Here is a 26,109-nt window from a genome sequence, read left to right as displayed (position 1 = left end):
GTTCTCCTCTTTCTCATGCCGCAAAGCATAGAGCGCCAATGGTTGAAAGAATGAGAAGTCGTGTTTTTCTGCACGACATACCGTTGATGACGGAGCTGTGATAGGCAGGCGCAACGGGGCGAACCGCAAGACGGCCTCGTCTTTGTTATAGCGAGAACAGGAAAGGGCGGCACATGGACATGCAGGTGATCGACCAGAGTTTTGGCCAGTTGCAGGCACAGGCACAGCAGACCGTGCAGGCACTTCAGACACTGGGCAACAAGTTGCAGGCGGCGGCAAACGGTGGCGATGCGCAGGCGCGTGAATGGTTGCTGGACCTCAAGGAAGTGGCGCTGTCCTTTCAGGGTGAACAGCAGCAGGTGACGGCGCTGTTGCAGGCTCTGCACGCCGGGATGAGCAGCGCGTCACAGCAGGAAGCTCCGGCTGCTGCACCAGCTCCTGCCGCGCCCGCTGGTGGGTTTTTCGGTAATCTGCTCAACTCAAGCTTCGGTCAGGCTATGGAGACCGGCGCGGGATTTGGGATTGGGGACGATCTGATCCACAAAATCTTCTGATCCGGCCCTCCTGTCCGGTGGATGCCGGACAGGAGGGGATGGTTTTCAGTTCGCGTCCGTTTTTGGGCGTGTCTCGACGGACAGTGCGAGGACAAGAGCGGCCACCCAGCCGAGTATGGTCCATCCCAGAAAGAAATTGACCAGAAACACCGTGAACTTGCGCGGAGTATTGCGCAGACAGGCCACGAAAAACGGCACAAGATAGATGCCTGTGCCGATTGCCAGAATAAAGAGCGCGAAACCGAAGCTCATACCCAGCAGGGTGTGGCTTGTCGTGGCGGACGCAACGCTTGCTTCAGTTTCCGGGGCCGTAGGACTGGCGGTTTCAGTGGGCGATATCGTGCTGGTTGCCAGAGTGGAAGGCGCGGGCAGCAAAGCCTGCGCATCGGCGTCCGAGAGGAAAGCGGTGTCCTCAGGGCGGCCGGTGTCTTTCTTCCACGCAAGGATCGCAGCCCGTGTGGATTCTCCATATACGCCGTCAGCAGGTGAAACTTTTGGCAGATAGCCAAGCTGCATCAGGCGGGTTTGCAGGGCGATATGCCGGTTGAGCGGGCGTTGGGATTCCTGGAGTGCAGCTCCGGACAGACGGGCGCGGTATGTCTGTGTCAGACGATCCATGCCTTCGATGTAGCAGACCGCGCCATTGAGCGGCAGGCTCTGGTCGTCCGCACCGGGGATGGGAAGGCTGCATTCGCGGTCAAGATCGTTCTCGGCTGTGATGACCTCCTGCTTTAGCGCTTTCCATCCATCGGGGCCGACGGTCTGACGCAGTGCGTAATAAACCTGATCGAACTGGAGTTCGTGCCGTGCTGCATCGCTGTTAGCGCACAGCATGGCGGCGACGCCGTTCTTTTTTGGTAGGTTTAGACAGGAAAAATCGGGACGGTACCATGTCGCGGCGCGGATGGCGGCCTCGGCATCTGGCGCCACTTTCAGCATTTCATCGCTTGTGACATAGCCCCGCGAGACGAGAAAGCCAGCCAGCCCCTGCGGAAAGGGAAGCGGCGCGCGCTCGTCCTGTGTGCACAGCGCGTCCTGTCGTCCTGTCAGTGTGCAGAGTGAGACCGAGAAAGCCGGATCTTCCTCATGGGACTGATGGGCTTTCATGTAGTCCCATGCTTGCGAAAGCTGTCCCAGTTCGGATTTTGTCGCCACATAGTAAGCGAGAAAACCATTGGGCTCGTTGCCGCTTTGCTCTTTCTGCCAGAAACCTTCGTTACGCTTGAGGTCGGCTTCCAGCCACGGGCGTGAGGCCGCGTCGCGCGTGACGTCGATCAGGCGACCGCCGCTGTAACGGTAGATTATGGCCGGTGGCCACGAGCCTGCGTGGGAGGCAAAAACGTAGAGAAAGCTCTCGTCTTGCGTGACGATTTCAGGCGTGCCGTCACCGTCCACATCGGTGAATAGCGGTGGACCTTCGCCGCTCAGTTCTGGCGTCGCGGTATGCGTCCAGTTCTCGCTATCGGGCGTGCGACCGAGAATGGAGAGCAGGGTGCAGCAATGCGCGCCTCCGGTGAAGACCGAGACGATGGCCTGTGGGAGAGCGGCTTTTGCATCCAGTCTGCGCAGGTCAAGCTGGAGATCGCGCGCGTCCGAACCATCCGCGCTGTAGGAGGTGAGGCGAATCTCGTAAGGGGTGGAGGCCGGGCGCGTCGTGTCTTCCAGGCGCAGCACCGCCATGCGGCAGGATCCACGTTGGGCGTTGTCGCCTTCATCCAGCAGGGTTTCGCCTTGGCAGTCGGTAAGCTGCCTGAGGTCGATGCTGGCTTTCAGTCCTGATGCCGCGACATCCAGATGTGTGCGGTCTCCGATCTCGCCATGCGCCAGAGGGGGCATACTTTGATCTGTCTGTGCCATGGCGGGTGATGTGCCGAAAAGCAGGGCGCAGGCCACGCCAAGAGAGATCGAAAGCAGGGGTCTTGGGGGAGCGCCACGCAGCATCAGGCAGGTTTCCTCTGTGTTTTCCGCAGGCTAGCCCAAAGGTGCGGGGATTGTCATGCGCAGGGGAAACGCGAAAGGGGTGTGGCGGTTGCAAGAACGACAGGCCCCGCTCCTGATGGAGTGGAGCCTGAAGGACATGGTGTGGAACGATGTGTGGGTCAGCTTTTGTAGAGCTGATCGAAAATTCCGCCATCGGCGAAGTGTTTTTTCTGAACGGTCTGCCACCCGCCAAGACTGGCGATGTCGAATGTGTTCACCTTGGGAAACACGGAGGCGTGGGCGGCCAGCACGCCGGCATCGACGGGGCGGAAATAGTGCTTCGCGCCGACAGCCTGTGCCGCGGGTGCGAAGAGGAACTGGGTATAGGCCGTGGCGATGGCCTCCGTGCCATGGGCTTTCACATTCTTGTCCACGATGGAAACCGGCGGTTCGGCAAGAATGCTCAGTGAGGGCACGACAATGTCGAACTCGTTTGCGCCGATGTCATTGACGGCCATGAGCGCTTCGTTTTCCCATGCCAGCAGAACGTCGCCCAAATGCCGCTGCACGAAAGAGTTGGTGGCACCGCGCGCGCCCGTGTCCAGAACGGGAACGTGTTTGAAAAGGGATTTGAGATAGTCTCTGGCAGCGTCCTCAGAATTGCCATGCGCTTTCAGAGCCCAGCCCCATGCCGCGAGATAATTCCAGCGTGCGCCTCCGGATGTTTTGGGGTTGGGCGTGATGAGCGAGACATCGTCGCGGATCAGGTCCGGCCAGTCATGGATGTTCTTCGGGTTGCCCTTGCGGACGAGGAAGACGATCGTGCTGGTGAACGGCGTGGAATTGTGCGGAAGCCGGGTCTGCCAGTCCGTGGCCACCAATCCATGCTGGGCAAGGATGTCGATGTCGTAGGCCAGACCCAGCGTCACCACGTCGGCGGGCGCGCCTTCCAGAACGGAGCGGGCCTGAGCGCCGGAACCGCCGTGAGAGGTGCGGACCAGCACGCGGTCTTCGGCATGGTCCTTCGTCCATGTGGCCGGAAAAAGCCTGTCGATCTCGGCATAGAGTTCGCGCGTCGGATCATAGGACACGTTGAACAGGTTGTAACTGGCAGCCTGTGCCGCGCGAGTACCGAGGAAAGCTGTCACGCCAGCGGCAACACTGCCTTTGAGAAGACTGCGTCGGCTGAAGGTAAAATCATTCGTCATATCGAAAGTCCTTGTTCCTGCGCGATCAGAATGAAGCCTGCGCGCGCGCCACGATGGCGTTGCCGCTGCGTCCGAAGAGATTGACGTTGCCGGACACGCCTTTTGAGCGGGAGACGATGTAGTGGGCGTAATCCACCATGAACTTGATGTGCTGGTTGGGATACCAGTTGAAGCCACCCTGCCAGACGGTCTGCTGATTGCCGTTGATGCCGGTCCCGCCCTGACCTGCCGAACTGTAGAGATCCGTCACGCTCCAACGGCCGCTTACTTCCAGCGCCCCCCAGTGGCCATGTTCAGGATCGAAATCGTAGTCCACACCGGGTGTGGTGAAGGCGGCTGTCTTTGGATTGTAGGCACGCCCATGCCCGAGCAGGGTATAGTTGGCGGAAACATACCAGCCATCGAAGCCCAGCGACGGCAGATTGGAGCCTACGTCCTGATGTCCGCGTGAAACACCGATGTGATAGTATTCGCTTTTCACAAGAAGGTTTTTCCAGCGCACGGCAAGTTGCGGGCCAGCCGCCCAGATCTGGGACACGTTGGTGAGGGCGCCGGAGGTGAGCAGGGACGTTTCGCCCAACGGTATTTCCATGTTGTCGCTGAATGTATACTGACGGCCCTTGGAGTTTTCATTGACCTTGAAGGCGGCGGTCGCTCCCGCGCCGACATGCACGTCGATGTCCTTGCTCATATAGGGGCGTCCGGCAACGCGCGCGACGCCACCCGTCTGGCTGTCGGTGATGGTGGTGTCCTTGTTGCGGTCACCGAATTTCTGGCCTGTGAAATAGGCAGAGGCCAGCCAGCGTTTTTCCCAATGCTCGCCGCCGACGCTGAAGCGGGCGACACCGCCTGCGATATTGCGCACCAGATCGACAATGGTGGGCCGTTCGAGGAACTCGAACGCGCCCGAGCGCTCGGCACTTTCCTCTTCCATGCGCGGCTGGAAATAGCCGACTGTGAGAGTGGTGTTGCGCAGGCCGGTGTAGTTCAGGTTGGCTTCGAACAGTCCCACCGTGCCGTCAACCGAGCTGGAGCCGAAATCCGGCGTCACGTTCACGACCCAGTCTTTGTAGCGCCAGGTCAGGTAGAGACGAAGGCGACGCGCGTTCTCGGTAAACTTGTTGAAGTTTCCAGCGCCTTCGCCATGTTTTGGCCCGGCGCCGAGAAAGCCGCCGAAATCCTCCTGAGCGAGCAGACCTATGGAAAACGCATAAGCCTTGTCTTCGGAGGCGATGGTGGGGCGTCCTTTGGGAAAGCCGATCTGGATGCCGCCGATCTGCATCGTCTCATCCTTGGCGCTGGCTGCCTTGAAATCCGCCCATGATTGTACGGGGCCTTCCGAGAGGGCCATACGGCTGTCAGCGGGCGCGCGCGGTCCGGTCGGACGAGGGGCCGCCTGCGAGAAGACGGGCCGCGGCTCCTCCGGTCCAGCGGAGGCGAGACGTGTGCCATGAGATGTGCGTGTGTGACGTGCGGCGGTCTGTTGCTGTTGATGAACTTCCGCATGCTGACTGCGAAGTTCACGCTTCATGGCCATCATTTCCTGTCGCATGGCGGCCATTTCGCGCCTCAGTTCCAGCACTTCCGGATCGGGCGCACGCGCTAGAAGCTGCTGCGGAAAAGAAAGAGCCATCAATGGCGTGGCAAGAGCGAGAGTCTGGCGGAGAGGGAAGCGCATGGAAAGAACCTGCTGCATGCGGTCGAAGGGACGTGCGCGGGGAGTGAAAAGAGGACGGAAACAACGGACCGGGCGGTCTTCCTGACGAGTTGACAGTGACAGTGGGAAAGGAGCGGGATGGTTCATGATGCGGACTGTGTTCTCGAAAGGGTGAAGAGTTTTTGCTGTGTCAGATGACGTAATCTGGCGCGGGAATGCTCTGGTCCATGGTCAGAGCGGGCAATGTCGCATGCCGTGTGCCCACGGCACGCGCAGGATTTCCCACGACGGTTGAAAAAGGGGCGACATCTTTCAGGACGATGGCGCCGGCTCCCACGCGCGCACCTTCACCGATTTCGATGTTGCCCAGCACTTTCGCGCCGGTGCCGATGAGAGCGCCTCGCCGGACTTTAGGGTGACGTTTTCCGCTTTCCTTTCCTGTGCCGCCGAGCGTGACGTTCTGGAGAAGGGCCACGTCATCTTCGATCACGGCGGTTTCGCCCACGATAATTCCTGTGCCGTGATCGAACATTACACGTTGTCCAATTGTAGCACCCGGATGGATGTCTACGGCAAAGAGTTCCGATGCCCGGCCCTGGATATGACGGGCCAGTGTCGAGCGTCCGTCATGCCACAGCCAGTTTGCCAGTCGGTGAGCCTGTACGGTCTGAAAGCCTTTGAAGAACAGAAAAGGTGTAAGGTGATTCGTGGCGGCGGGATCGCGCGCGCGGATGGAGCACAGATCGGCCGCCGTCCGCTCGATGGCGTCGGGACGTGCCGCCAGAAAATCCTGCATCAGGTGCGTGAGGGCATCGGCGGACACCAGTTCGTTGCCGAATTTGAAGGCCAGAAGATGCCCCAGCGCCGTTCCAAGGTCGGGCTGGTGCAGGATACTGCGCTGGATCAGTTGAAACAGAACCGGGTCTGTCTCGCGACGCGCCTCTTCATGCATGACGAGCCAGAGAGCGGTCGCCAGTTCATACGCATCGATTTGCGATATGTCGGTGGCGATGGAGTTCGATGCTGGGCGAAAGGCGAGGACATCGCTCATGGAGGCGAGGTCTTTTTGTCCGTGCGGGGGCGTGTCATGCTGGCGTGTGAGCATGATGACCTCCACGTGCGGCGCTGCGACGGAACTGGATTGCGGCCTGACGGAGGAGTTCGTTCCGTTCGTCAAGGATCCGGTTGTGGAGAGAGCGGACGCTTTCATGGATGGCATGGAAGCGTGGGCGGGTTCGTGACGAATCCAGAATGATGGTGCCGACGAAGGTGCCGTCGATCTCTACGGTGCGCGATTCAAACATGGCGTTTCTGCCTTCCTGACTGAGAAGTCTGGCCGGCAGGGGAACTACCGGCGATTCAGTGAATGAGGGATGCGTGCAAGGCCCGACATCGGGTCGGGCAACACATTCGGTGCTGGATCGCGCTCATGGTCTTCCCTGTCTGGACCGCGCCTTGCGGGGTCGAATGACATTAGGTTCATATTCGTGTGGGCACGTCAACAAACAACGACAGAATGTGTGAGAAAATATAAAATAATTTTATATAACTATATTTATTTGTATATTAAAATCGTTGTGAATCAATGTTTTGATTGATTGTCTTGGAGTGTGAAAAACAGTAACCTTGAGGCGTTGTTTGATATGGAGGCAAGATTCGACGCTTCATAATAAATACGAAAAATTATAGTGATAATGGGACGCTGCAGTGTAATCTAGATTCATAAGCATCAGAATCAAAAAGTGGGAGAACTCACTAGAGTTCTCCCACTTCATTGATGTCAGTCAGTTGTTCGCCTGTAAGGGCTGTTTAGCCGAGAGTGCGTGCGTGGGACGAGGAACGCTGTGGCGCGCGTAGAACCTTCTCAGCCATGGGCCCGAAGATCAGGGCCATGGCAGACCACAGCACCATCTGGGTGCCGATGGCAGCCTCGCGGAAACGCCACAATACGGTGGCCGGGAAGTTGTCAGGCATCTCACTGATGTCGGGCAACGTGAACTGCATGCCGCTCACCAAAGCGATAAAAAGCACACCTGCGACAATCGTGCCGTTCCATGTTCCAAGCTTCTGGATCAGCGGTCGGGAAGCAAGGCACGCGATGACGGCGCAGCAGACCGAGATGAGGATCATCTCGAAATAGACTTCCGTGCGGAGCCCGATTGTGTCGGGGTTGCCGACGGCAGGTGGATTGGGCGGGTATTTAAGGTCCGGCACCAGCACCAGCACGACAAATCCGATGGCGGCTACAAGCAGGGCGGTCGCTCGGGGTGTCAGTCGGGCGATGCGGCCATAGGCCAGCGAAAAGCCAAGCGCGAACAGGCCGCCGTAAGCGGCGCCAAGCATGACGATGGCGGTCAGCAGGCCCCAGGTGGACTGAACAGTGCGGCTGACAAGTTCGGGTTCGGGAGGCTCGCCCGCGAGGGCATCACGAGCTTCCTCAAAGGAAATGGCGTGCGCGATTGACGGTTCACCGAAAAGGCGACCGAACAGGAATGCAAGGCACGCCGCGACCAGACCCGCGATCAAGCCGCGGGCCAGGAGACGTCCTGTCATGGATGGGTACCCCTCTTAGTGGCAGGGGAAACCCATCAGGTGACGGCCGTCATGCACGAACTCATGCACCATGTGGCCAGAAATCAGGGAGGTGGCGCCCTGCTCGGCTCCCACGAAATAGATCAGCACGAGGCTGAGAAGCAGCCCGAAGATGGCCCATGGCGCCACGGCGCCCAAGGGAATGGCTCCCGGCAGCGTGGTGGAAGTAGGGGCTTGGGAGGCGAATGACTGGCTCATGATGATGCTCCGCTTGGAAATGCGCGTTCCGCGGTGGAAGAAAAGGAGACGGGGTCTGGCTCCACTGTCTTGAGCGACGACAGCGTTACAGTGGCGCGACCGCACCGGGATTGCACCGGCTTCCCGTTCTCCTGCGTGACGTTCGTTTAGACCTCTTGAACGCTGTGCGAGTCAATTGGAAAGCGTGGGCGCGTGCAAGCGGCAGCGGCACGGAAAACGCTGGAAATCGCGCTTTGACAGGTTTTAGGGGTGTCGATAGACATTCCTTCAGATGGCGTCCCGAGAGGGACTGAAAAGGGAAGCCGGTGCGGCCTTGCGCCCAGTCCGGCACTGCCCCCGCAACTGTAGGCGGCCTGTATGCCCCATTTCCCGCGCACTCTGCGTGGGAACGTCACTGGACGGAAAATCCGGGAAGGCGGTGGGTGAGGGAACGTATGTTCCGGCCGCGAGTCAGGAGACCTGCCATTGTTGTGAGAGTGTCATGGCCCGGCGGGGTGCCCGGATCATGTGGGCACGTGCTTTGCGTGCCTCCTTCCGGTGGAAGGCTCTGCTGGATCGCACCCTGTTTTTGCAGCAGCCCGAACGGGCGCAGGGACAGGACCATGAACGACCGATTGACCGGCGTGACGATAGGAAGCGAGGCCACCCAGCCCGTGTTTCATGTCTGTGTCACATGCCGAAAGCCAGCCCCCGATGCCCAGCCGATGGGGCAGGAACTCTACGACAGATTGCTGGAAAGTGCCGGCACCGCAGGCGTGCGCGTGTGTGCCGTGAAATGCCTCGCGGCCTGCGCCAACGGATGCTCGGCGACCATTTCCATGCCGGGGAAATGGGCGTGGCTCCTGGGTCACCTCACGCCCGACAAGAGCGATGATCTGCTGACCTATGCGCAGGCCTATGCGGCTTCGAAAAGCGGCGCCGTCATGCCCTCCCGTCGCCCTGCGTCTCTGTCCGATATGATTCTGGGCCGTTTTCCGGCCCTGCTGCCTGCCGTTGAGGAACCGTCATGACTATTGCTGCGACCGCACCCGTGCGGAAAATCCCCGTTACCGTCATCACCGGCTTTCTGGGTGCGGGAAAGACTACGCTGCTGCGCAACCTGCTTTCTCAGGCGCATGGCCGCCGTATTGCCGTGGTGGTGAACGAGTTCGGCGCGCTTGGCATCGATGGCGAGACGCTGCGATCCTGCGGGATCGAAGGGTGTCCGGACGAGGACATCGTGGAACTGACTAATGGTTGCCTGTGCTGCACGGTCGCGGACGACTTCCTGCCGACCATGCGTGCGCTGATCGACCGGCCCGAACCTCCTGAGCACATTGTGATCGAGACGTCCGGGTTGGCGCTTCCCAAGCCGCTGCTCAAGGCCTTCGGGTGGCCCGACATCCGCACGCGCATGACGGTGGATGGCGTGATCACGCTGGTGGACACACCGGCGGTCGCTGAGGGACGCTTTGCCGATGATCCGGAGGCGATTGCCGCCCAGCAGGCGCAGGATCCGTCGCTCGATCACGACAATCCATTGTCGGAAGTGTTCGAAGACCAGCTTCTCTCGGCGGACCTTGTGGTGTTGAACAAGACCGATCTCCTGTCCGAGGACGCGCTGGAGAAGGTCGAAGCCGAGATTACGTCGCTGCTGCCGCGCAAGCGGGTGATGCTGCGGGCGGTGGAGGGGAAACTCGATCCCGCGGTGCTCCTTGGCCTCGATGCCGGGGCTGAGGACGATCTGGCGGCGCGTCCTTCCCATCATGACGGCGCGGACGAGCATGAGCATGACGATTTCGAATCGTTTGCCCTGAGCGTGCCGGAACAGGCCAGCGCGGAAGCCTTTGTGAAGCGTCTTTCGGATGTGGCCGCGACGTTCGATGTGCTGCGTCTCAAAGGATTTGCCGCTGTGAGGGGTAAGAGCCTGCGTCTGGCCGTTCAAGGTGTGGGCACGCGGATGCGTCATGCGTTCGACGTGTCGCTTACAGGTGCGGATCGCACGGGGCGGATTGTCGTGATCGGCCAGAAGGGGCTGGATCGCGCGGGTATCGAGGCCGCTTTGCAGGAGGGCTGATCCGTCATGCATCTGCTTGTCCGGGAACGCCAGTCGATTGATGAACAGGACGTGGCCGAGGATCTCGCCCATGCGCCGAGCGATGTCATCGTTCTGTCGTTCTCGGACAGCGATCTGCTGTCTTTGGAACAGGCCTATGCCCGTCTGCCGGAGCCGGGATTCTCGCTTCGGGTGGTGAATCTGGGCCGATTGCGCCACCCCATGTCGATCGATCTTTATGTCGAGCAGACCATAGCGCAGGCGCGTTGCGTGGTGGTGCGGCTGCTCGGCGGGGTGGATTACTGGCGTTACGGCGTGGAAGAAGTGGCGGCGTGCTGTCGCGGGGCCGATATTCCATTGGCGCTCCTGCCCGGGGACACGCGCGAGGATGCACGGCTTGTGGGTTGGTCTACGCTGACAGGTACGCCTTACGCGCGGCTGCTTGGCTTTCTGCGCGAAGGCGGCCTGCGCAACGCCCGTGAGGCGTTGTTACTGATGCGGCATTGCGCCAGTCTGGGAGAGGATGACGGCGCAGAGCCGGAGGAGTTGCCGCAGGCGGGCCTGTATCGTGAGGCGATGCAGAGCCAGCCACTGCGGGCCAGCCTTATGTTTTACCGCGCGCATCTTCTGGCGGGCGATACGGACGTGATCGATGCTGTGGCGGATGCGCTGGAGCGCAGAGGTATCGGTGTGGAGGCGCTGTTCGTGTCTTCTCTCAAGCAGCCTGAGGTGGCCGCGTGGGTGGAGCGCTGTCTTCTGGAAGCGACACCGGACGTGGTGCTGAACGCGACGGCTTTTGCTGTGCGGGGCGAGGGAATGGAAACATCCCCGCTGGAAGCGCCGGGGGTACCCATCCTCCAGCTTGTGCAGCCGGGAGCGACGCAGGCCGCATGGCGCGAAAGCTTTCGAGGGCTGAGCCAGTCAGACCTTGCAATGCAGGTCGTGCTGCCCGAACTCGACGGGCGCATCACCACGCTTCCTGTGTCTTTCAAGGCGGACGCCGCTCCCGGTCATCCGGCACGACGCGAACCGTGGGCGCCGGGGATTGCGGTGCTGGGCGAGCAGGTGTGCAGGCTGGCGGGACTGGGGCATATTCCAGCCTTCCAGAAGAAACTGGCTGTTGTGCTCTCGGACTATCCGGGAGCCTGTGCGGATGACGTATCGGCGCAGGTGGCGCATGCTGTTGGACTGGACAGTTTTGCAAGCCTGTCGTCTATCCTCGGGATGCTGCGCGACAGCGGCTACAGTTGTGGGGATGCGGCTGCTCATGAGGCAGAGGAGCTTGTCCGCGCTCTGACGACAGGGGCTGCCGCGTCCTTCCTGTCGGTTTCCGCATATCGCAGGCAATTTCGGGAACTTCCCGAAGCGTTTCGGGCTTCTGTCCTGCGGGCATGGGGCGAGCCGGAGCAGGATGCTGCGGTGCGTGACAGTGCGTTTCATTTGCGTCATCACGTGCTTGGCAATGTGGTCATGGCGGTGCAGCCCGATCGGGGGAACTTGGCTGAGCGCAAGGCGCAGTATCACGATCCGGATGTACCACCCTGTCATGCCTATGTAGCCTTTTATCTATGGCTTCGGCAGACGTGCCGGATCGACGCGCTGGTGCATCTGGGCGCGCATGGCACGCTGGAATGGCTGCCCGGAAAGGCCGTGGCGCAGGCGGACACGGATGCGCCTTCTGTTCTGGTGGGCGGTTTACCGGTGATTTATCCGTTCATTGTCAACAATCCCGGAGAAGCGGCGGCGGCGAAGCGCAGGCTCGGGGCTGTGACCATCGGGCATATGACGCCTCCGGTCATGAAGGCCGGTCTGTCGGATGACATGGCGGAACTTGAAGCCCTGATCGATGAATATGCCGAGGCCGACGGACTTGATCGGCGCCGCGTGGCTTTCCTGCGGCGCGATATTCTCGATCGCGCCACACGCACTGGTTTGCTGGCCGAGAGTGGTGTGAGGGCCGGAGAAGGAGACGAGACGGAAGCGCTGGCGCGTCTGGACGCCTATCTGTGCGATGTAAAGGATCTTCAGATCAGGGACGGTCTGCATGTGTTCGGTCAGATCCCGCCCCAGGCCGCGCAGTTGGCGCAGGCCATCGCGACAGCGGCCGGGGTGCAACCTCGTGATGTGATGTCACGGCTTGAGGCCAGCGCCGAACGTGAACGCCGGGCGTTTCTGGCCGCGCTCGATGGACGGTTTGTCGAGCCGGGACCATCGGGTGCCCCCACCCGTGGGCGACTGGACGTTCTGCCCACGGGACGTAATCTGTTCACAATCGATCCGAGGGCAATCCCCACGCCGTCCGCCGTAGAACTGGCGCGGGTGCAGGCTGAGCAGATCCTTACACGCCACCTTCAGGAAGAAGGCGAGCCGTTGCGGCATCTGGTCATGGACCTGTGGGGTTCGGCCAGCCTGCGGACAGGGGGAGAAGATCTGGCGCTAGCGCTGCTGCTTATGGGCGTGGAGCCGCTTTGGGACGGTGGTAGCGGGCGGGTGAGCGGTATCGAAGTTGTGCCCATGCCGGTGCTGGATCGTCCGCGTGTGGATGTGACGCTGCGTATTTCAGGGTTTTTCCGCGATACGTTTCCGGGGCAGATCGCGCTGTTCCGACAGGCGGTGGAAGCTGTTGCCGTCCGCGTGGAGGCTCCGGAGTGGAATCCGCTGGCCGCATCGCTTGCGGAAGGCGCGTTGGTGCCGTCGCGTGTGTTCGGCTCGGCTCCCGGCACTTACGGCGCAGGCGTGGAAGAGGCGTTGCAGAGCGGGGCGTGGACGGATCGCTCGGAGTTGGGAGAGGCATATCTGGCGGCCAATGACTGGACATATGACCGGGAGCAGGATGTCCGGCGGGAGAGGGATGGGCTTGCGCGCCAGATCGGGCAGGCGGAGGTGATCCTGCATACGCAGGACCATGCCGAAACCGACATTCTGGAAACGCCGGATGTGGCGGCGCATGAGGGCGGGTTGATGGCAGCAGCAGCGGCGCTCGGCGTGACGCCGCGTTCGTGGCATGGCGATACGTCCGATCCGAGCGCTCCGAAGCTGCGGGACACGCAGGCGGAAGTGGTGCGTGTGGTGCGTGGACGGCTGGCCAATCCGCGCTGGATGGCGGGGATGCAGCGGCATGGGTATCGCGGGGCAGCGGAAATGGCGCGCGGGGTGGAGGCTCTGTGCGCCTTTGCCGCGACGATGCCTGAGCGGTTCGATGCGCAGTTCGATCTGGTGTGCGCCACGACGCTTGGCGACGACACTTGCGACGCTTTTCTGCGCGATGCCAACCCGGCGGCGCATGCCGCCATACGGGCGCGGCTCGCGGAGATGATCCGGCGTGGCTTGTGGCATCCCCGTTCCAACAGCGTGCAGGCGCTTCTGGATGATAACGCATGACGAGCGCCTCCCTCGTTCGTGGCTGGTGTCCTGACCTGTTCGCGCCGATGGCGGCGAAAGACGGATTGCTTGTGCGTATCCGTCCGCCTTTGGGCCGACTCACGGCAGCGCAACTGCATGTTGTGGCGGAAATGGCGGAGAGTGGCGGCAACGGCGTTATCGAACTGACCAACCGTGCCAATCTGCAATTACGTGGGTTTTCCCCTTCCAGCGTGAGTGCGGCGCGGGAAAGGGCGGTCAAAAGCGGGCTCACGCTGGCGGATGAGGCGGCGGAGCGCCGGTCCGCGCTGATTGTCTCGCCATTGGCGGGGCTGGACCCGGAATGTGCTGCCGACACGCTGGTCTGTGCGCAGGCTTTGCGAAAGACTGTGGCTGAAGCTGTGGATCTTGCGGTGTTGCCGGGGAAATTCGGCTTTGCCGTGGACGGTGGAGGGTATTTCCCGACCGGGCTGCTTGCGGGCGATATTGTTCTGCGCGCGCGCAATGATGGTTGGGCGGTGTGCTGTGGACACGCCACGACTGAGCCTGCAAGCGTTATGAATGCTGTTGGGGCGGCGGTTCGGGTTGCCCGGATGGTGGCTCTCAGGCACCCGGATCGTGCCCGACCTGCGCGGATTCCTGAAACTGGCCTGAGTCTGCTTGAAGAAGCGGGACTGGTTGCGTGCTCTTTGCGGGTAGAGGCGGTACGGCGTCCGCCAACTGTGGGCCGTTTGCCGGAAGGTACGCTGGGGCTGGCGGTTCCGTTCGGGCGCATGCATGTGGCCACTCTGAGGACATTGGCTGACCATCTTGCCCGCTGTGATGACGCTGTGCTGCGTCTGACTCCGTGGCGCAGTGTGGTGTTGGCCGGGCCCTCGCTGCCGGGCGGCACGATGCTGATCGATGATCCCACCGATCCAAGGCTGCGGGTGCAGGCCTGCACCGGGCCGGGCGGGTGCGCGCGGGCGCAGGTGGATGTTGCGCAGGACGCGCTTGCGCTGGCCATGGACGTGCCAAGGGGCAGGACGCTGCACGTTTCGGGCTGTCCGAAGGGATGCGCTCATCCCGGCCGGGCGGACGTGACATTGTGCGCCCAGAGCGGGGGATATGACGTGATTCCCGATGGGCGCGCAGGAGACATGCCATGGCGATCCGGTGTTGGCAGGGAGGAGATCGTTGCCCTGTTGCGCAGGCTGTGGAAGGAGAGGCCGGACGTGACCGGGGAGAGACGTGATGCTTGATTACATTCGCGATGGGGCCGCGATTTATGCCCGGTCGTTTGCGACCATCCGCGCGGAGGCCGATCTGTCGGCCTTTTCGCCCGCGGAAGCGCAGGTGGTTGTGCGCATCATTCACGCCTGCGGCATGGTGAATGTGGCGCAATCGGTGGAGATGACGGTGGATCTCGTGGCATCGGCCCGCAAGGCGTTGCGGGCGGGCGCGCCGATCCTGTGCGATTCCGAGATGGTGGCGCACGGCATTACGCGCGCGCGTCTCCCGGCCGATAACGAGGTTATCTGCACCCTGCGCGATCCGCACACTCCCGATCTGGCCCGTGAGATCGGCAACACACGTTCGGCTGCCGCACTCGATCTGTGGGGCGAGAAACTGGCGGGCGCGGTAGTGGCCATTGGCAACGCACCGACGGCGCTGTTCCATCTTCTGGAACTGATCAACGCGGGGGCACCGCGTCCGGCGGCGATCATCGGCATGCCGGTGGGTTTCGTGGGGGCAGCGGAATCCAAGGACGAACTGGTGACGCGTCCGGATCTGCCGCACATCGTAGTACGAGGCCGTCTTGGCGGGAGCGCCATGGCGGCGGCGACCGTGAACGCGCTGGCGAGCGAAGTGGAATGAGCACCGCCACGCTTCATGTCGTGGGCGTCGGTCCGGGCGATCCGGAACTGCTCACGCTCAAGGCGGCGCGCGTGATCGAGCAGGCGGCGGTCGTGGCGTATTTCTGTCGTCATGATCGGCCGGGGCATGCGCGCACCATCGCGGCGGCGCATGTGAGCGAGGACCAGCGCGAACTGCGCTTTGCCTATCCTTTCACCACCGAACGCACCGTGCAGGATCCGACCTATCAGCCCGATATGAGCGCGTTCTATGATGAATGCGCGGCCCATATTCACGGCGAGCTGCGTGAGGGGCGGAATGTGGCGCTTCTGTGTGAGGGCGATCCGTTTCTCTATGGTTCGGCCATGTATCTTTTCGACAGGCTCCATCGGGAAGTGTCCTGTACGGTCGTGCCGGGTGTCACGGGCATGGGGGGATGCTGGGCGCAGGCCGGGCAGCCGATGGTGCATGGTGATGACGTGCTGTGCGTGCTCCCCGCCACCATGCCGGAGCCGGAGCTGACGGCGTGGCTGGAACGTGCCGATGCGGCGGTGGTGATGAAGCTCGGCAGCAATCTTCCCAAACTGCGGGCGGCGCTGGCCACAGCCGGACGTGCGGAAGAAGCGATCTATGTCGAGCGCGGAACCCAGCCGGATGCGCGGGTTATGAAGCTGTCCGAGAAGGAAGGAGCCGCTCCTTATTTTGCGCTGGCGCTCGTGCCGGGCCGAAAGGACGTGCGATGAACACGCTGTTCATCATCGGGTTGGGGCCGGGTAATCCGGACCAGCTTACGCCGGAGGCACAGGCGGCTCTGGCTGGCGTGACGGATCTGGTGGGGTATGGCCCCTATGTCGCGCGGGTACAGGCGGGGCCGGATGTTGTGCGGCACGGATCGGACAACCGCGTGGAACTTGATCGCGCCCGCCATGCGCTGGAGATGGCCTGCGCGGGACGCCGCGTGGCCGTCGTATCGGGTGGGGATGCAGGCGTGTTCGGTATGGCGAGCGCTGTGTTCGAGGCGGTGGAGCAGGGACCGCCCGAGTGGCGTGCGCTGGATATCCGCGTCATTCCCGGCGTTTCGGCGGTGCTGGCCGCTGCCGCGCGGATCGGTGCGCCTCTTGGGGGCGATTTCTGCGTGATGTCGCTGTCCGACAATCTCAAACCGTGGCCTGTGGTGTGCGAGAGACTGCGTCACGCGGCGCAGGCCGGATTTGTGATTGCGCTGTACAATCCGCGTTCGCATGCGCGGCCCGACCAGTTGGGGGAAGCGTTCGATCTGCTGCACACGGAATTGCCGGGAGATGTGCCGGTGGCCTTCGCCCGCGCCATCGGGCGTGCGGATGAACGGCTGCTGCTGACGACACTGGCGCAGGCACGGGGCGAGGATGCGGACATGAGCACGCTGGTGCTGATCGGAACGCCGCTGACCCATCGCATTGCGCGACCCGACGGGACCGCTTGGCTCTATACGTCCCGCCGCGTGCCCGCATGAGAAAGGCTACGCAGCCAGTCTATCGCTTCGTGAACGGTGGTGACCGTTCGCGCGGGCGGAAGGGTGGGGCGTGCGATCATCACAACGGGCAGACCCAGATCGCGCGCGGCGGCAAGTTTTGGAGAGGTGGCGTCGGAGCCAGCGTCTTTCGTGACGAGGATATCGACACGGTGCTCTCGCATCAGGCGTGTTTCGGACTCGCGCGTGAAGGGGGGACGCTGGAGCAGGATCGTGTGATCCGGCGGCAGACTGGCCGGATCGGGGGCGACAATGCTGCGGATGAGATAGTGATGTTGTGGCGCGGCGCAAAAAGGCGCGAGATCCTTGCGTCCGGTGGTGAGGAACGCACGGCGCGGCGTGGCGCCAAGAGCGGCCGTTGCGGCGTCGATGTCCGGCACAATGATCCAGTCATCGTCCGGCGAGGGTTGCCAGCCGGGCCGTTGCAGACGCAGGAGCGGTGTGCCGGTCTGGGCGCAGGCAGCGACAGCATTGCGACTCATCTGCGCGGCAAAAGGGTGTGTGGCGTCGATCACCGCGCCAATTTCCTGTGCGTGAAGATAGGTGGCCAGACCTTCGATGCCACCAAAACCACCTTGTCGCGTTTCGATGTACGGCAGATGTGGGGAGGGCGTGATGCCTGCCAAGGAAAAGATGCCGTGCAGGTCGGACATATTTTCCAACGCGCGTCCCAGTGCGAGGGCTTCGGTGGTGCCGCCGAGAATCAGCACGCGCAGGGGATGAGATGATGACGCCATGGCTTGCCGTTATCGGGATTGGTGAAGACGGTGTCGAGGGGCTTTCACCTCAGGCGCGCCGTCTTGTGGCGCAGGCTCGGTATGTGATGGGCGGGGAGCGTCATATCAGGCTTGCGCGCTCCCTGATCGCTGGAGAGGCGCATATCTGGCCCCACCCGTTCAGCCGAGGTGTGGAGCAGGTGCTGCACTGGCGCGGGGAGCCGGTCGTGGTACTGGCGTCAGGAGATCCGTTCTGCTTTGGCGTGGGGTCCGTTCTGAGTGGCCGGGTGGAGGTTGGAGAGATGATATGCCTGCCTGTGCCGTCTTCGGTGGCGCTGGCCTGCGCGCGTCTTGGCTGGGCCGAGCAGGACGTGCGCGTGCTGTCATTGTGCGGGCGGCCGCTGTCGAACCTGATCCCGGCTTTGCAGCCGGGACAAAAACTGCTGGTCCTGTCAGCCGATGGCGCAACACCGCGGCAGCTTGCCGCATGGCTGACGGAGCGTGGTTTCGGTGAATCATGGCTGCATGTGTTGCAGACGCTTGGCGGCCCGGACGAGATGGCCCACACGTGCCATGCGCGGGAGGGTGTTCCGGACGGAATCGCGGCGTTGAATCTCGTGGCGGTGGATCTGGTGGCCGGTCGTGGTGCATGTGTGATTCCACGGGCTCCGGGGTTGCCGGATGACTGGTTCGAGAGTGATGGGCAACTGACCAAGCGCGACATTCGGGCCGTTACGTTGTCCTCCCTTGCGCCGCGTGTGGGTGAGGTGTTGTGGGACGTAGGTGCCGGGTCCGGATCGGTGGCGATTGAATGGATGCTGGCGCACCCGGCCAATCGTGCGATTGCCATCGAAAGCGACCCCGACCGTGTCGCGCGTATTACGCGCAATGCGGTCTCGCTGGGCGTGCCGTCATTGGATATCGTGCAGGGACGGGCGCCGGACGCGCTGGACGGACTGGCAGAACCGGATGCCGTCTTTGTCGGTGGCGGCCTGACCGCGCCCGGTCTGTTCGAGCGTGTGTGGGCCTGTCTGCGTCCGGGTGGTCGGATCGTGGCCAATGCCGTCACGTTGGAGAGTGAAGTGGTGCTGATTGCGCAGCAGGAGCGGCATGGGGGCACGTTGTCCCGTATATCCGTTGAGCGGTTGGACCATGTTGGAAGGTTTCGGGCGATGCGTCCGGCCATGACAGTCACCCAATGGTGCGCGGTGAAGGAGACGGACGGATGATCGTGGCGGGGATTGGCTGTCGTCCGGGGATTTCTGCGGACAGTGTGGTGGAACTGGTGGCGCAGATGCAGCAGCAGGCGGGTGTGAGCGCCAATGTGCTGGCCATTCCGGCTTTCCGTCAGGAGGAGCCGGGGCTTGCCGAGGCGGCCGAGCGCTTGTCCCTGCCCGTGCGCGTGCTGGATCTGGAGATTTTGCGGTCGCGGCAGGGCGAGTGTGTCAGCGTGTCGGACGCGGCGCGCAAGGCGCATGGGCTGGCCTCCGTCGCGGAAGCATGCGCGCTGGCAGGTGCGGGGAAAGGGTCCATCCTGCTGGCACCACGTGAAAAGGGGCGGGACGTGACCTGCGCTCTTGCAAAACGTCTTGTCAGGACTGGAGACGAATCATGACCGTCCATTTCATTGGCGCGGGTCCGGGAGCGGCCGATCTGCTCACGCTGCGCGGACGCGATCTGCTGGCAAGCTGCCCGGTGTGTCTGTATGCGGGGTCGATCGTGCCGCGGGAAATGCTTGAGCATTGCCCGCAGGATGCGCGGCTGGTGGACACGGCCCCCCTCTCGCTCGATCAGATCGAGGCGGAATATGTCCGTGCGGAGAAAGGGGGACAGGATGTGGCGCGCCTTCATTCCGGCGATCTCTCGCTCTACAGCGCTGTGGCCGAGCAGACCCGTCGTCTGGACCGTCTGGGAATTGCATGGACCATGACGCCCGGTGTGCCGGCCTTTGCGGCGGCGGCGGCCGTGCTCGGGCGGGAACTAACGGTGCCGGAGGTGACACAGAGCGTGGTGTTGACGCGCGTGAGCGGTCGGGCTTCAGCCATGCCCGAGCGTGAGGCGCTGTCAGCTTTCGCCGCGACGGGGGCGACGCTTGCAATCCATCTTGCCATCCATTCGCTGGAACGCATTGTTGAGGATGTGACACCGTTTTACGGCACGGACTGTCCGGCAGCGATCGTGGCGCGGGCAAGCTGGCCGGATCAGGTAGTGGTACGGGCCACGTTGGGGACGCTACTGGAACGCGCGGCGGAAAATCCGGTTGAGCGGACAGCGCTTGTTTTGATCGGCCCTGCTTTGGGCGCCTCGGAGTTTCGGGAAAGCGCGCTCTACAGCCCCGATTATCACCGGCGTTTCCGGTCCTGACTTTCATGCGGCGCATCGAGGCTCCAGCCCTGATCCATGGCCTGCCCGACGCACTGACCGGTGCGGTCGAACACAAGCACGTCAAGGGCCGTCGGTGCGCCGTCCAGCACGTCCAGCGCCACGCTGCGCGCCTGTCCCGCAATGGCATCCCCAAGATTGAGGCCAGCGTTCGTTGTCAGGAGGAACGCTTCTGCCACGGTGGGAGTCGTGGAGATGCGTTGCGCAAGAGCGTTGTTCGCTCCGGACTTTTTTGCAAGTTCGGCGAGAGCTGCCATATCGGCAAGGCCGCGTTTGGAGTGCAGATCGAGCCGCCCTTGCGCGAGTTTGGTCATCTTGGCGATGCCACCGGCGATGGTAAGGCGAGGGACCGGGTGGTCGCGCACGTATTTCAGCACACCTCCCGCGAAATCTCCCATTTCGATCAGTGCGGCATCGGGCAGGTTGAACAGAGCCTGCACGCTGCGTTCGGACACGTTGCCCGTGGACGCCGCCAGATGTGGCAGGTGCATGGCACGGGCCACATCGATTCCGCGCCGGATACTGTCGATCCATGCCGAGCACGAGAAGGGCACGACAATGCCCGTCGTTCCCAGAACCGACAGGCCGCCGACGATGCCCAGCCGCCCGTTGAGGGTGCGTTGCGCCAGTTCCTCACCATTGGCAATCGAGATCGTGACAGAGGCATCGGGTGTGGGGCCGCTGACCTCCTCAAGAGCTGTGCGGATCATGGCGCGGGGAACGGGATTGATCGCAGGCTCTCCCGGCGGGATCGGCAGGCCGGGGCGCGTGACGGTACCCACACCAGCGCCTGCGTGAAAAGTGATGCCGGAACCGGGCGGCAGGGCCGACACATCGGCGCGGATCAGTGCGCCGTGCGTGACGTCGGGATCATCGCCTGCGTCTTTCACAACTGCGGCCCACGCTCCATTCGGCGTGAGACCGTGGTCGGCCAGAGCGAAAGCGACCTGTTTTCCACCCGGCAGCGTGATGGTCACCGGATCGGGTGTGTGCCCGGCGCAAAGCGTTGTCCATGCGGCCTTGGCGGCGGCGGTGGCGCAGCTTCCAGTGGTCCAGCCGGAGCGCAGATGGGGAGAAGGCGCATTCATCCGGTGCAGGATAAGGCAAACAGCCGTTGGCGCGAATGGTTTTCGGAGGAACCGGCATGACGACGCGCGCGCTCATGATCGCGGCTCCCCGTTCGGGTGGCGGCAAGACGACCGTGACACTCGGACTTCTGGCAGCGCTTCGCGCCCGTGGTGTGCGGGTGAGGGGAGCCAAGACGGGGCCGGATTATATTGACCCCGCCTTCCATGAGGCGGTGACAGGTCTGCCGAGCTTCAACCTCGACAGTTGGGCTATGGCACCCTCATTGCTGGAAGGTGTGCTGGCGGATGCCACGCAGGATACCGATCTGCTCGTCGTGGAATCCGCGATGGGGCTGTTTGACGGTTTGATGGAGCCGCAGGGAAAGCGGGGCGCGCCGTCCGATATTGCGGCACGGTTTGGCATTCCTGTTGTTCTGGTTCTGGATGTGTCGGGACAGGGACAATCGGCTGCCGCCGTGGCGCATGGGTTCGCAACGCTTGATCCGGCAGTGCATGTGGTGGGCGTGGTGCTCAATCAGGTGGTGTCCGCGCGACATCTGGCCATGGCAAAAGGAGCCGTGGAAGCCGCAGGGCTGAGTGTGCTGGGCGCGTTCTTGCGTGATAAGACATTGGTGTTGCCGGAGAGGCATCTCGGGCTGGTGCAGGCGCGCGAACAGCATGAACTGGAGACGCTGGTGGGGCGATTGGCGGAGCGCACCGTGGCGTCACTCGATCTTGATGCAATGCTGGCTGTGGCGCAGCCGCTGGACGTTCTTGGTGGGCACGACATCGCTGTGGCTCCGCCGGGGCAGCGGATCGCGGTGGCGAATGATGTGGCGTTCTCGTTTTTTTACGGTCACCTAGCGCATGGATGGCGCAGAGCAGGTGCTGAACTGGTGCCGTTCTCACCGCTGGCAGACGAAGGGCCGGGCGCATCGTGCGATGTCTGCTGGTTACCCGGAGGCTATCCCGAGCTTCATGCGGAGCGACTGTCACAGGCGCGAAATTTTCTGGAAACTCTTGCAGGGTTTTCACAAACACGACCTGTGCATGGTGAGTGCGGCGGCTTCATGGTGCTCGGCCGCGCGCTTGAAGATGCGCAGGGCGTGATGCATCCTATGAGCGGGCTTCTTGGTCATGTCACAAGTTTTGCCAAGCGAAAGATGAATCTCGGTTATCGGGAAGCCGTGCTTCGGGAGGAGTGTGCCCTTGGAGGTCGCGGGACATGCCTTCGTGGACATGAATTTCATTATGCGCAGGTGATTGAGGCCGGTCATGATGAACCGTTGGTGGATCTGCGCGATGGGACGGGGCGGGGTTTGGGTTTGGCGGGCGGTCGGCGTGGACGTGTGTCAGGCACGTATTTTCATGTGATGACGCAGCGGGAGACACGTGCATGAGTGAAGAGCAGGACGAAGCGCTGCGACATCAGGAGAAAATGCGCAGGCGCAAGAGCGTGCAGGATCGGGAGGTTGCGGAGAAAACCATCGAGAAGGGGCTTCTCGCAGTGAACACCGGTCCCGGCAAGGGAAAATCCACGGCGGCTTTTGGGCTGGTGCTGCGGATGCTCGGGCGCGGGAAACGGGTGGTGGTTGTGCAGTTCATCAAGGGCGCGTGGTCCACTGGGGAGCGTATCGCGCTTGAGCGGTTTGACGATCTCCTTGAATGGCACACGATGGGCGAAGGATTTACATGGGAGACGCAGGATCGCGCACGCGATGTGGCCGCATGCGCCAGAGCGTGGGAGGTGGCGCGAGCGGCTCTGGAGCGTGAAGACGTGGCGCTCGTGGTTCTGGACGAACTCAACATTGCACTGCGCTACGATTATCTGCCTCTTGAAACGGTGCTGGATGATCTGGGTGCCCGCCCAGAGATGCAGCATGTGGTTGTCACGGGACGCAATGCGCCACCTGCGTTGATCGAGGCAGCGGATCTGGTGACGGAAATGACCTTGGTGAAGCATCATTTCAAGGCAGGTGTGAAGGCGCAGGAAGGCATTGAGTTCTGATGGCCCGGGCGCTGATGTTTCAGGGAACGGGTTCGAGCGTTGGTAAATCGGTGCTGGTGGCGGGACTTGCGCGGTCTCTTACGCGGCAAGGCCTGCGGGTGCGACCCTTCAAGCCGCAGAACATGTCCAACAATGCCGCTGTGACAGTGGATGGGGGCGAAATCGGACGAGCGCAGGCGTTGCAGGCGCGGGCGTGCGGGGTGGCGCCCTCTGTCGATATGAATCCGGTGCTGCTCAAGCCTCAGAGCGAGACGGGCGCGCAGCTTGTGGTGTGCGGGCAGGTACGGGGCGCGTTTCGGGCGCGGGATTATCAGGCGATCAAGCGCGAGTTGATGCCGGATGTTCTTGGTGCTTTTCACAGACTTGCCGAGGAGGCCGATATTGTTCTGGTTGAAGGGGCGGGTTCGGCCTCCGAGGTCAATCTGAGGGCGGATGATATTGCCAATATGGGGTTCGCGCAGGCAGCGGACGTGGATGTCGTGTTGGTGGGCGATATCGATCGGGGCGGCGTGATCGCCAGTCTTGTCGGAACGAAAGCGGTTCTGAACAAGATGGACGCTGAACGCATCAAAGGATTTGTCGTTAACAGGATGCGGGGTGATTCGACCCTCTTCGCTTCGGGGATGAAGGCGATTGCCGCTTTTACCGGCTGGTCACCGCTTGGGTTGGTGCCTTATCTCGATCGTGTGCGAGAATTGCCTGCGGAGGATGCGGCGGATTTGCGCTCAGACGGTGGCCATGGGGGAGGCGTGCGGGTGGTTGTGCCGCACATGCCTCTGATTGCGAATTTCGACGATCTGGACCCATTGAGTGCGGAGCTGGGTGTGGATCTGATGATCGCCGAACCGGGAAAACCGCTTCCGTTGTGCGATCTGGTGATTCTGCCCGGATCGAAGGGAACAATTTCAGATCTTGCGTTCTTTAGGAAAGAAGGATGGGATATCGATCTGGCAGCGCATGTGCGCCGTGGCGGACGTATTCTCGGGATCTGTGGTGGATATCAGATGTTGGGATGTATGATTGCAGACCCGAAGGGAATTGAGGGAGTGCTTCAGGAAGCACCGGGTCTAGGATTGCTGGATGTGTGCACGGAACTGACAGCGGAGAAGCATTTGGTCGAAACATCGGGTGTTCTGGTTCCAGAGAATGTTGCTGTCCATGGCTACGAAATTCATATGGGCCGCACACGGGGGCGCGATTGTGACCGTCCATTTGCGCGGTTGGACGGCATTCCCGATGGCGCGCGCTCAGTTGATGGGCGTGTATGGGGGACGTATCTGCATGGTGTCATGCAGAGTGGGATGGCGCGTGCGGCGCTTCTGGGGCGCATTGGCATGGTGACAGGCCCGTTGAGCGATCATGAGGAACGTGTGGAGGCGGCTCTGAACGCATGGGCGGATCATCTGGAGAAACATATCGACATGCAGGCACTTGTTGCCCTCGCGCGCCCGGTGTCGCGCGGATGAGTTGTGTTGTGCGCCTGCCGGAACACGGTGGGCAGGTGCGGCAGGTGATGGCGTCTTTCCCCGATGCGCCTGCTCCATTTATCGATCTTTCTACCGGTATCAGCCCGTATCCTTATCCGTTTCAGATGCCTGCCATGATGGAGCTGATGCATCTTCCGGAACATGCGGATGAAGAGCGGCTTGTGGCGGCTGCGGCGGATGCCTACGGCGTGCATTCGCAAGAACTGATCGTGGCCGGTCCCGGCACGCAGATTCTGATCGGCCTTCTGCCGTATGTGCTTCCCGGTCGCGATGTGGTGCTTTTCGGTCCCACCTATAGCGGCCATGAAACGGCATGGCGAAACGCGGGTGCGCATGTGCAAGTTGTAGAGGATATGCCAGCATTTTCCGCGAGAGCTGTGCGGAGTGGGTGCATTGCAGTCCTGTGCAATCCCAATAATCCCGATGGTCGCCGCGTATCGGCTTCCCGCTTGCTTCAGTTGGCGGCTCGGTGTGGGGAAGTCGGCGCGTATCTGGTTGTGGATGAGGCGTATGCGGATATTGAAAACGAAAACAGTCTTGCGTCATGTCTTCCGCATCCAGCGTTGATTGTTTTCAGGTCTTTCGGAAAGAGCTATGGCTTGCCCGGTGTGCGGCTTGGTTTTCTTCTGGCCAATAGAGAGATCGCGGCTCGCATGCGGCGACTGTTGGGGCCATGGGCGGTGGGGACGGTTGCGATTTCTGCCGGATGCGTAGCTCTGGCGGATCGTGATTGGCGTGAGCATCGATGCGCCGTTCTTGCCAAAGACATGACGCGGTTACTGGATCTTTTGGCGCAATGTGGACTTTCAGTGGTCGGTCATACGCTGCTTTTTGCTCTTGTGCGGAGCGCAGATGCTCCCAGTCTATGGCAGTGGTTGTGTCGGCATGGCATCGTCACCCGGGCTTTTGATGATCGCCCGACGGAATTGCGATTTGGGCTTCCGCGTAATGATGAGGAGTGGAGGCGTCTGGAAGAGGCGTTGCGGGCCTGGCGTCCATGAAGCGGGCGGAACTTATATGCATTGCTTTGCCGCTTCCTCAAGCAGTGAAATGCGGTGTGTTTCCATCTCCACACGACAGGATAACGATCGATCCGAAGAGCTTTGCGTTTCTTCCTGTTTCTGCTCCGCTCTGCGTGGGACACGTTGAGGATCGCCTCGCTCTCCTTGATACAGGACGACAAGATGTTTTTCTGGAAGCATGTTTACGTGATCGCGATTTCGGCCTGTGGGCGGGGGGAAGTCTTCGGGAGTTATCACCAGAGCAGGTGGAACAGTGGGTGACGGAGCCATCATTCCAGCCACCGGGAGGTGAAAGCCGAAACGCCATGCTGCAACGTCTCTCGGAATGGTTGGCGAGAGCACCGACATGGGAGGGCGTTTCATACGCAGCCCTGCGTCCTGGTGTTGTCCGTGGTTTGGTGCTGGCCACCTTGGGGGCGGGGGCTGCGGCGGAAAATGCGCTTGATGTGCCGCCCGAGACCGTCACAGCGATGACATGGGCTGGGCGGTGGCGGGTGCGGATGGTGGGGAGTCCGACCTTTTTGGAATGATGCCTGCGTTTGTAAGATTTTTGCGAG

At 61.9% G+C, this 26,109-nt stretch carries 25 protein-coding genes and 1 riboswitch; of the genes, 17 read left to right on the top strand and 8 right to left on the bottom strand.

Annotated features, from left to right (window positions below):
* Positions 1 to 173 precede the first annotated feature (173 nt).
* Positions 174 to 554 (top strand): hypothetical protein, encoded by a 381-nt coding sequence (locus tag KUA11_RS11195; protein ID WP_217410376.1) that lies wholly within the window; start codon positions 174 to 176, stop codon positions 552 to 554.
* Between the two features lie 45 nt (positions 555 to 599).
* Here the strand turns inward: KUA11_RS11195 and KUA11_RS11190 are convergent, their stop codons facing one another.
* The 4 genes from KUA11_RS11190 to cysE form a co-directional block, all read right to left on the bottom strand.
* Positions 600 to 2,495, bottom strand: a complete 1,896-nt coding sequence (locus KUA11_RS11190; RefSeq protein ID WP_254454872.1) for a superinfection immunity protein — start codon at positions 2,493 to 2,495, stop codon at positions 600 to 602.
* A gap of 158 nt (positions 2,496 to 2,653) precedes the next feature.
* Complete coding sequence (locus tag KUA11_RS11185) at positions 2,654 to 3,682, bottom strand: sulfate ABC transporter substrate-binding protein (RefSeq protein WP_217410375.1); 1,029 nt, start codon at positions 3,680 to 3,682, stop codon at positions 2,654 to 2,656.
* A gap of 25 nt (positions 3,683 to 3,707) precedes the next feature.
* Positions 3,708 to 5,360, bottom strand: a complete 1,653-nt coding sequence (locus KUA11_RS11180) for an OprO/OprP family phosphate-selective porin (RefSeq protein ID WP_217410374.1) — start codon at positions 5,358 to 5,360, stop codon at positions 3,708 to 3,710.
* 169 nt (positions 5,361 to 5,529) lie between these two features.
* The gene (gene cysE, locus KUA11_RS11175) at positions 5,530 to 6,444 is read right to left on the bottom strand and encodes a serine O-acetyltransferase (RefSeq protein WP_254454871.1); all 915 of its coding nucleotides are present in this window, start codon (positions 6,442 to 6,444) and stop codon (positions 5,530 to 5,532) included.
* Here cysE and KUA11_RS11170 point away from each other — a divergent pair.
* Positions 6,443 to 6,580, top strand: coding sequence for a hypothetical protein (locus KUA11_RS11170; RefSeq protein ID WP_217410373.1), 138 nt, complete (start codon positions 6,443 to 6,445; stop codon positions 6,578 to 6,580). The genes cysE and KUA11_RS11170 overlap by 2 nt on opposite strands.
* A gap of 568 nt (positions 6,581 to 7,148) precedes the next feature.
* On the opposite strand, the gene KUA11_RS11165 is transcribed toward KUA11_RS11170, so the two are convergent.
* Positions 7,149 to 7,892 carry a CbtA family protein gene (locus KUA11_RS11165; RefSeq protein ID WP_217410372.1) on the bottom strand — a complete coding sequence of 248 codons (744 nt, stop codon included), beginning with the start codon at positions 7,890 to 7,892 and terminating at the stop codon, positions 7,149 to 7,151.
* 15 nt (positions 7,893 to 7,907) lie between these two features.
* Positions 7,908 to 8,129, bottom strand: a complete 222-nt coding sequence (locus tag KUA11_RS11160; protein ID WP_217410371.1) for a CbtB domain-containing protein — start codon at positions 8,127 to 8,129, stop codon at positions 7,908 to 7,910.
* Between the two features lie 255 nt (positions 8,130 to 8,384).
* Positions 8,385 to 8,610: riboswitch (cobalamin riboswitch) on the top strand.
* A gap of 121 nt (positions 8,611 to 8,731) precedes the next feature.
* Between KUA11_RS11160 and KUA11_RS11155 the strand changes: the two genes are divergently transcribed.
* From KUA11_RS11155 to cobJ, 7 genes are read left to right on the top strand one after another with little or no spacing between them, the layout of a single operon-like run.
* On the top strand, positions 8,732 to 9,139 hold the full coding sequence (locus KUA11_RS11155) for a DUF1636 family protein (RefSeq protein WP_217410370.1): 408 nt from the start codon (positions 8,732 to 8,734) through the stop codon (positions 9,137 to 9,139).
* Positions 9,136 to 10,185 (top strand): cobalamin biosynthesis protein CobW, encoded by a 1,050-nt coding sequence (gene cobW / locus KUA11_RS11150; RefSeq protein WP_217410369.1) that lies wholly within the window; start codon positions 9,136 to 9,138, stop codon positions 10,183 to 10,185. The genes KUA11_RS11155 and cobW overlap by 4 nt, the downstream gene beginning before the upstream one ends.
* A gap of 6 nt (positions 10,186 to 10,191) precedes the next feature.
* A complete protein-coding gene (cobN, locus tag KUA11_RS11145) occupies positions 10,192 to 13,545 on the top strand; it encodes a cobaltochelatase subunit CobN (RefSeq protein ID WP_217410368.1) in 3,354 nt (1,117 codons plus the stop codon).
* Positions 13,542 to 14,765, top strand: a complete 1,224-nt coding sequence (gene cobG / locus KUA11_RS11140; protein ID WP_217410367.1) for a precorrin-3B synthase — start codon at positions 13,542 to 13,544, stop codon at positions 14,763 to 14,765. Before cobN ends, cobG begins: the two co-directional genes overlap by 4 nt.
* Complete coding sequence (locus tag KUA11_RS11135; protein WP_217410366.1) at positions 14,758 to 15,381, top strand: precorrin-8X methylmutase; 624 nt, start codon at positions 14,758 to 14,760, stop codon at positions 15,379 to 15,381. The genes cobG and KUA11_RS11135 overlap by 8 nt, the downstream gene beginning before the upstream one ends.
* The gene (locus KUA11_RS11130; protein WP_217410365.1) at positions 15,378 to 16,103 is read left to right on the top strand and encodes a precorrin-2 C(20)-methyltransferase; all 726 of its coding nucleotides are present in this window, start codon (positions 15,378 to 15,380) and stop codon (positions 16,101 to 16,103) included. The genes KUA11_RS11135 and KUA11_RS11130 overlap by 4 nt, the downstream gene beginning before the upstream one ends.
* Positions 16,100 to 16,852: a precorrin-3B C(17)-methyltransferase gene (gene cobJ / locus KUA11_RS11125; RefSeq protein ID WP_217410364.1), complete on the top strand. Its 753-nt coding sequence runs from the start codon at positions 16,100 to 16,102 to the stop codon at positions 16,850 to 16,852. The genes KUA11_RS11130 and cobJ overlap by 4 nt, the downstream gene beginning before the upstream one ends.
* On the opposite strand, the gene KUA11_RS11120 is transcribed toward cobJ, so the two are convergent.
* Positions 16,825 to 17,607, bottom strand: coding sequence for a cobalt-precorrin-6A reductase (locus KUA11_RS11120; protein ID WP_217410363.1), 783 nt, complete (start codon positions 17,605 to 17,607; stop codon positions 16,825 to 16,827). The genes cobJ and KUA11_RS11120 overlap by 28 nt on opposite strands.
* Here KUA11_RS11120 and cbiE point away from each other — a divergent pair.
* From cbiE to cobM, 3 genes are read left to right on the top strand one after another with little or no spacing between them, the layout of a single operon-like run.
* Positions 17,595 to 18,815, top strand: coding sequence for a precorrin-6y C5,15-methyltransferase (decarboxylating) subunit CbiE (gene cbiE / locus KUA11_RS11115; protein WP_217410362.1), 1,221 nt, complete (start codon positions 17,595 to 17,597; stop codon positions 18,813 to 18,815). The two genes, KUA11_RS11120 and cbiE, sit on opposite strands and share 13 nt — an antisense overlap.
* The gene (locus KUA11_RS11110; RefSeq protein ID WP_217410361.1) at positions 18,785 to 19,201 is read left to right on the top strand and encodes a cobalamin biosynthesis protein; all 417 of its coding nucleotides are present in this window, start codon (positions 18,785 to 18,787) and stop codon (positions 19,199 to 19,201) included. Before cbiE ends, KUA11_RS11110 begins: the two co-directional genes overlap by 31 nt.
* Positions 19,198 to 19,950, top strand: coding sequence for a precorrin-4 C(11)-methyltransferase (cobM, locus tag KUA11_RS11105; protein WP_217410360.1), 753 nt, complete (start codon positions 19,198 to 19,200; stop codon positions 19,948 to 19,950). Before KUA11_RS11110 ends, cobM begins: the two co-directional genes overlap by 4 nt.
* Here cobM and KUA11_RS11100 read toward each other — a convergent pair.
* Positions 19,929 to 21,056 (bottom strand): cobalt-precorrin-5B (C(1))-methyltransferase, encoded by a 1,128-nt coding sequence (locus tag KUA11_RS11100; protein ID WP_217410359.1) that lies wholly within the window; start codon positions 21,054 to 21,056, stop codon positions 19,929 to 19,931. The two genes, cobM and KUA11_RS11100, sit on opposite strands and share 22 nt — an antisense overlap.
* 56 nt (positions 21,057 to 21,112) lie before the next feature.
* On the opposite strand from KUA11_RS11100, the gene KUA11_RS11095 reads away from it, so the two are divergent.
* Genes KUA11_RS11095 through KUA11_RS11075 form a run of 5 tightly spaced genes read left to right on the top strand, consistent with a single transcriptional unit; the run spans position 21,113 to position 26,082 of the window.
* Positions 21,113 to 22,435, top strand: coding sequence for a cobyrinic acid a,c-diamide synthase CobB (locus KUA11_RS11095; protein WP_254454870.1), 1,323 nt, complete (start codon positions 21,113 to 21,115; stop codon positions 22,433 to 22,435).
* Complete coding sequence (cobO, locus tag KUA11_RS11090) at positions 22,432 to 23,043, top strand: cob(I)yrinic acid a,c-diamide adenosyltransferase (protein WP_217410358.1); 612 nt, start codon at positions 22,432 to 22,434, stop codon at positions 23,041 to 23,043. Before KUA11_RS11095 ends, cobO begins: the two co-directional genes overlap by 4 nt.
* Positions 23,043 to 24,509: a cobyric acid synthase gene (locus KUA11_RS11085; RefSeq protein ID WP_217410357.1), complete on the top strand. Its 1,467-nt coding sequence runs from the start codon at positions 23,043 to 23,045 to the stop codon at positions 24,507 to 24,509. Before cobO ends, KUA11_RS11085 begins: the two co-directional genes overlap by 1 nt.
* Positions 24,506 to 25,531 (top strand): threonine-phosphate decarboxylase CobD, encoded by a 1,026-nt coding sequence (cobD, locus tag KUA11_RS11080; RefSeq protein ID WP_217410356.1) that lies wholly within the window; start codon positions 24,506 to 24,508, stop codon positions 25,529 to 25,531. Before KUA11_RS11085 ends, cobD begins: the two co-directional genes overlap by 4 nt.
* Positions 25,528 to 26,082, top strand: a complete 555-nt coding sequence (locus KUA11_RS11075; RefSeq protein ID WP_254454869.1) for a histidine phosphatase family protein — start codon at positions 25,528 to 25,530, stop codon at positions 26,080 to 26,082. Before cobD ends, KUA11_RS11075 begins: the two co-directional genes overlap by 4 nt.
* Positions 26,083 to 26,109: the final 27 nt, after the last annotated feature.

The organism is Acetobacter estunensis (assembly GCF_019083805.1).
Lineage (GTDB): Bacteria > Pseudomonadota > Alphaproteobacteria > Acetobacterales > Acetobacteraceae > Acetobacter > Acetobacter estunensis_A.
Note: the sequence above shows the minus strand (reverse complement) of the source record. Positions and strands in the feature narration are given on the sequence as shown.

Excerpts from the sequence above, each read along its gene's own strand:
- KUA11_RS11195 (WP_217410376.1), top strand. The coding sequence starts at position 174 with ATGGACATGCAGGTGATCGACCAGAGTTTTGGCCAGTTGCAGGCACAG.
- KUA11_RS11190 (WP_254454872.1), bottom strand. The coding sequence starts at position 2,495 with ATGCTGCGTGGCGCTCCCCCAAGACCCCTGCTTTCGATCTCTCTTGGC.
- KUA11_RS11185 (WP_217410375.1), bottom strand. The coding sequence starts at position 3,682 with ATGACGAATGATTTTACCTTCAGCCGACGCAGTCTTCTCAAAGGCAGT.
- KUA11_RS11180 (WP_217410374.1), bottom strand. The coding sequence starts at position 5,360 with ATGCGCTTCCCTCTCCGCCAGACTCTCGCTCTTGCCACGCCATTGATG.
- KUA11_RS11170 (WP_217410373.1), top strand. The coding sequence starts at position 6,443 with ATGATGACCTCCACGTGCGGCGCTGCGACGGAACTGGATTGCGGCCTG.
- cysE (WP_254454871.1), bottom strand. The coding sequence starts at position 6,444 with ATGCTCACACGCCAGCATGACACGCCCCCGCACGGACAAAAAGACCTC.
- KUA11_RS11165 (WP_217410372.1), bottom strand. The coding sequence starts at position 7,892 with ATGACAGGACGTCTCCTGGCCCGCGGCTTGATCGCGGGTCTGGTCGCG.
- KUA11_RS11160 (WP_217410371.1), bottom strand. The coding sequence starts at position 8,129 with ATGAGCCAGTCATTCGCCTCCCAAGCCCCTACTTCCACCACGCTGCCG.
- KUA11_RS11155 (WP_217410370.1), top strand. The coding sequence starts at position 8,732 with ATGAACGACCGATTGACCGGCGTGACGATAGGAAGCGAGGCCACCCAG.
- cobW (WP_217410369.1), top strand. The coding sequence starts at position 9,136 with ATGACTATTGCTGCGACCGCACCCGTGCGGAAAATCCCCGTTACCGTC.
- cobN (WP_217410368.1), top strand. The coding sequence starts at position 10,192 with ATGCATCTGCTTGTCCGGGAACGCCAGTCGATTGATGAACAGGACGTG.
- cobG (WP_217410367.1), top strand. The coding sequence starts at position 13,542 with ATGACGAGCGCCTCCCTCGTTCGTGGCTGGTGTCCTGACCTGTTCGCG.
- KUA11_RS11135 (WP_217410366.1), top strand. The coding sequence starts at position 14,758 with ATGCTTGATTACATTCGCGATGGGGCCGCGATTTATGCCCGGTCGTTT.
- KUA11_RS11130 (WP_217410365.1), top strand. The coding sequence starts at position 15,378 with ATGAGCACCGCCACGCTTCATGTCGTGGGCGTCGGTCCGGGCGATCCG.
- cobJ (WP_217410364.1), top strand. The coding sequence starts at position 16,100 with ATGAACACGCTGTTCATCATCGGGTTGGGGCCGGGTAATCCGGACCAG.
- cbiE (WP_217410362.1), top strand. The coding sequence starts at position 17,595 with ATGATGACGCCATGGCTTGCCGTTATCGGGATTGGTGAAGACGGTGTC.
- KUA11_RS11120 (WP_217410363.1), bottom strand. The coding sequence starts at position 17,607 with ATGGCGTCATCATCTCATCCCCTGCGCGTGCTGATTCTCGGCGGCACC.
- KUA11_RS11110 (WP_217410361.1), top strand. The coding sequence starts at position 18,785 with ATGGTGCGCGGTGAAGGAGACGGACGGATGATCGTGGCGGGGATTGGC.
- cobM (WP_217410360.1), top strand. The coding sequence starts at position 19,198 with ATGACCGTCCATTTCATTGGCGCGGGTCCGGGAGCGGCCGATCTGCTC.
- KUA11_RS11100 (WP_217410359.1), bottom strand. The coding sequence starts at position 21,056 with ATGAATGCGCCTTCTCCCCATCTGCGCTCCGGCTGGACCACTGGAAGC.
- KUA11_RS11095 (WP_254454870.1), top strand. The coding sequence starts at position 21,113 with ATGACGACGCGCGCGCTCATGATCGCGGCTCCCCGTTCGGGTGGCGGC.
- cobO (WP_217410358.1), top strand. The coding sequence starts at position 22,432 with ATGAGTGAAGAGCAGGACGAAGCGCTGCGACATCAGGAGAAAATGCGC.
- KUA11_RS11085 (WP_217410357.1), top strand. The coding sequence starts at position 23,043 with ATGGCCCGGGCGCTGATGTTTCAGGGAACGGGTTCGAGCGTTGGTAAA.
- cobD (WP_217410356.1), top strand. The coding sequence starts at position 24,506 with ATGAGTTGTGTTGTGCGCCTGCCGGAACACGGTGGGCAGGTGCGGCAG.
- KUA11_RS11075 (WP_254454869.1), top strand. The coding sequence starts at position 25,528 with ATGAAGCGGGCGGAACTTATATGCATTGCTTTGCCGCTTCCTCAAGCA.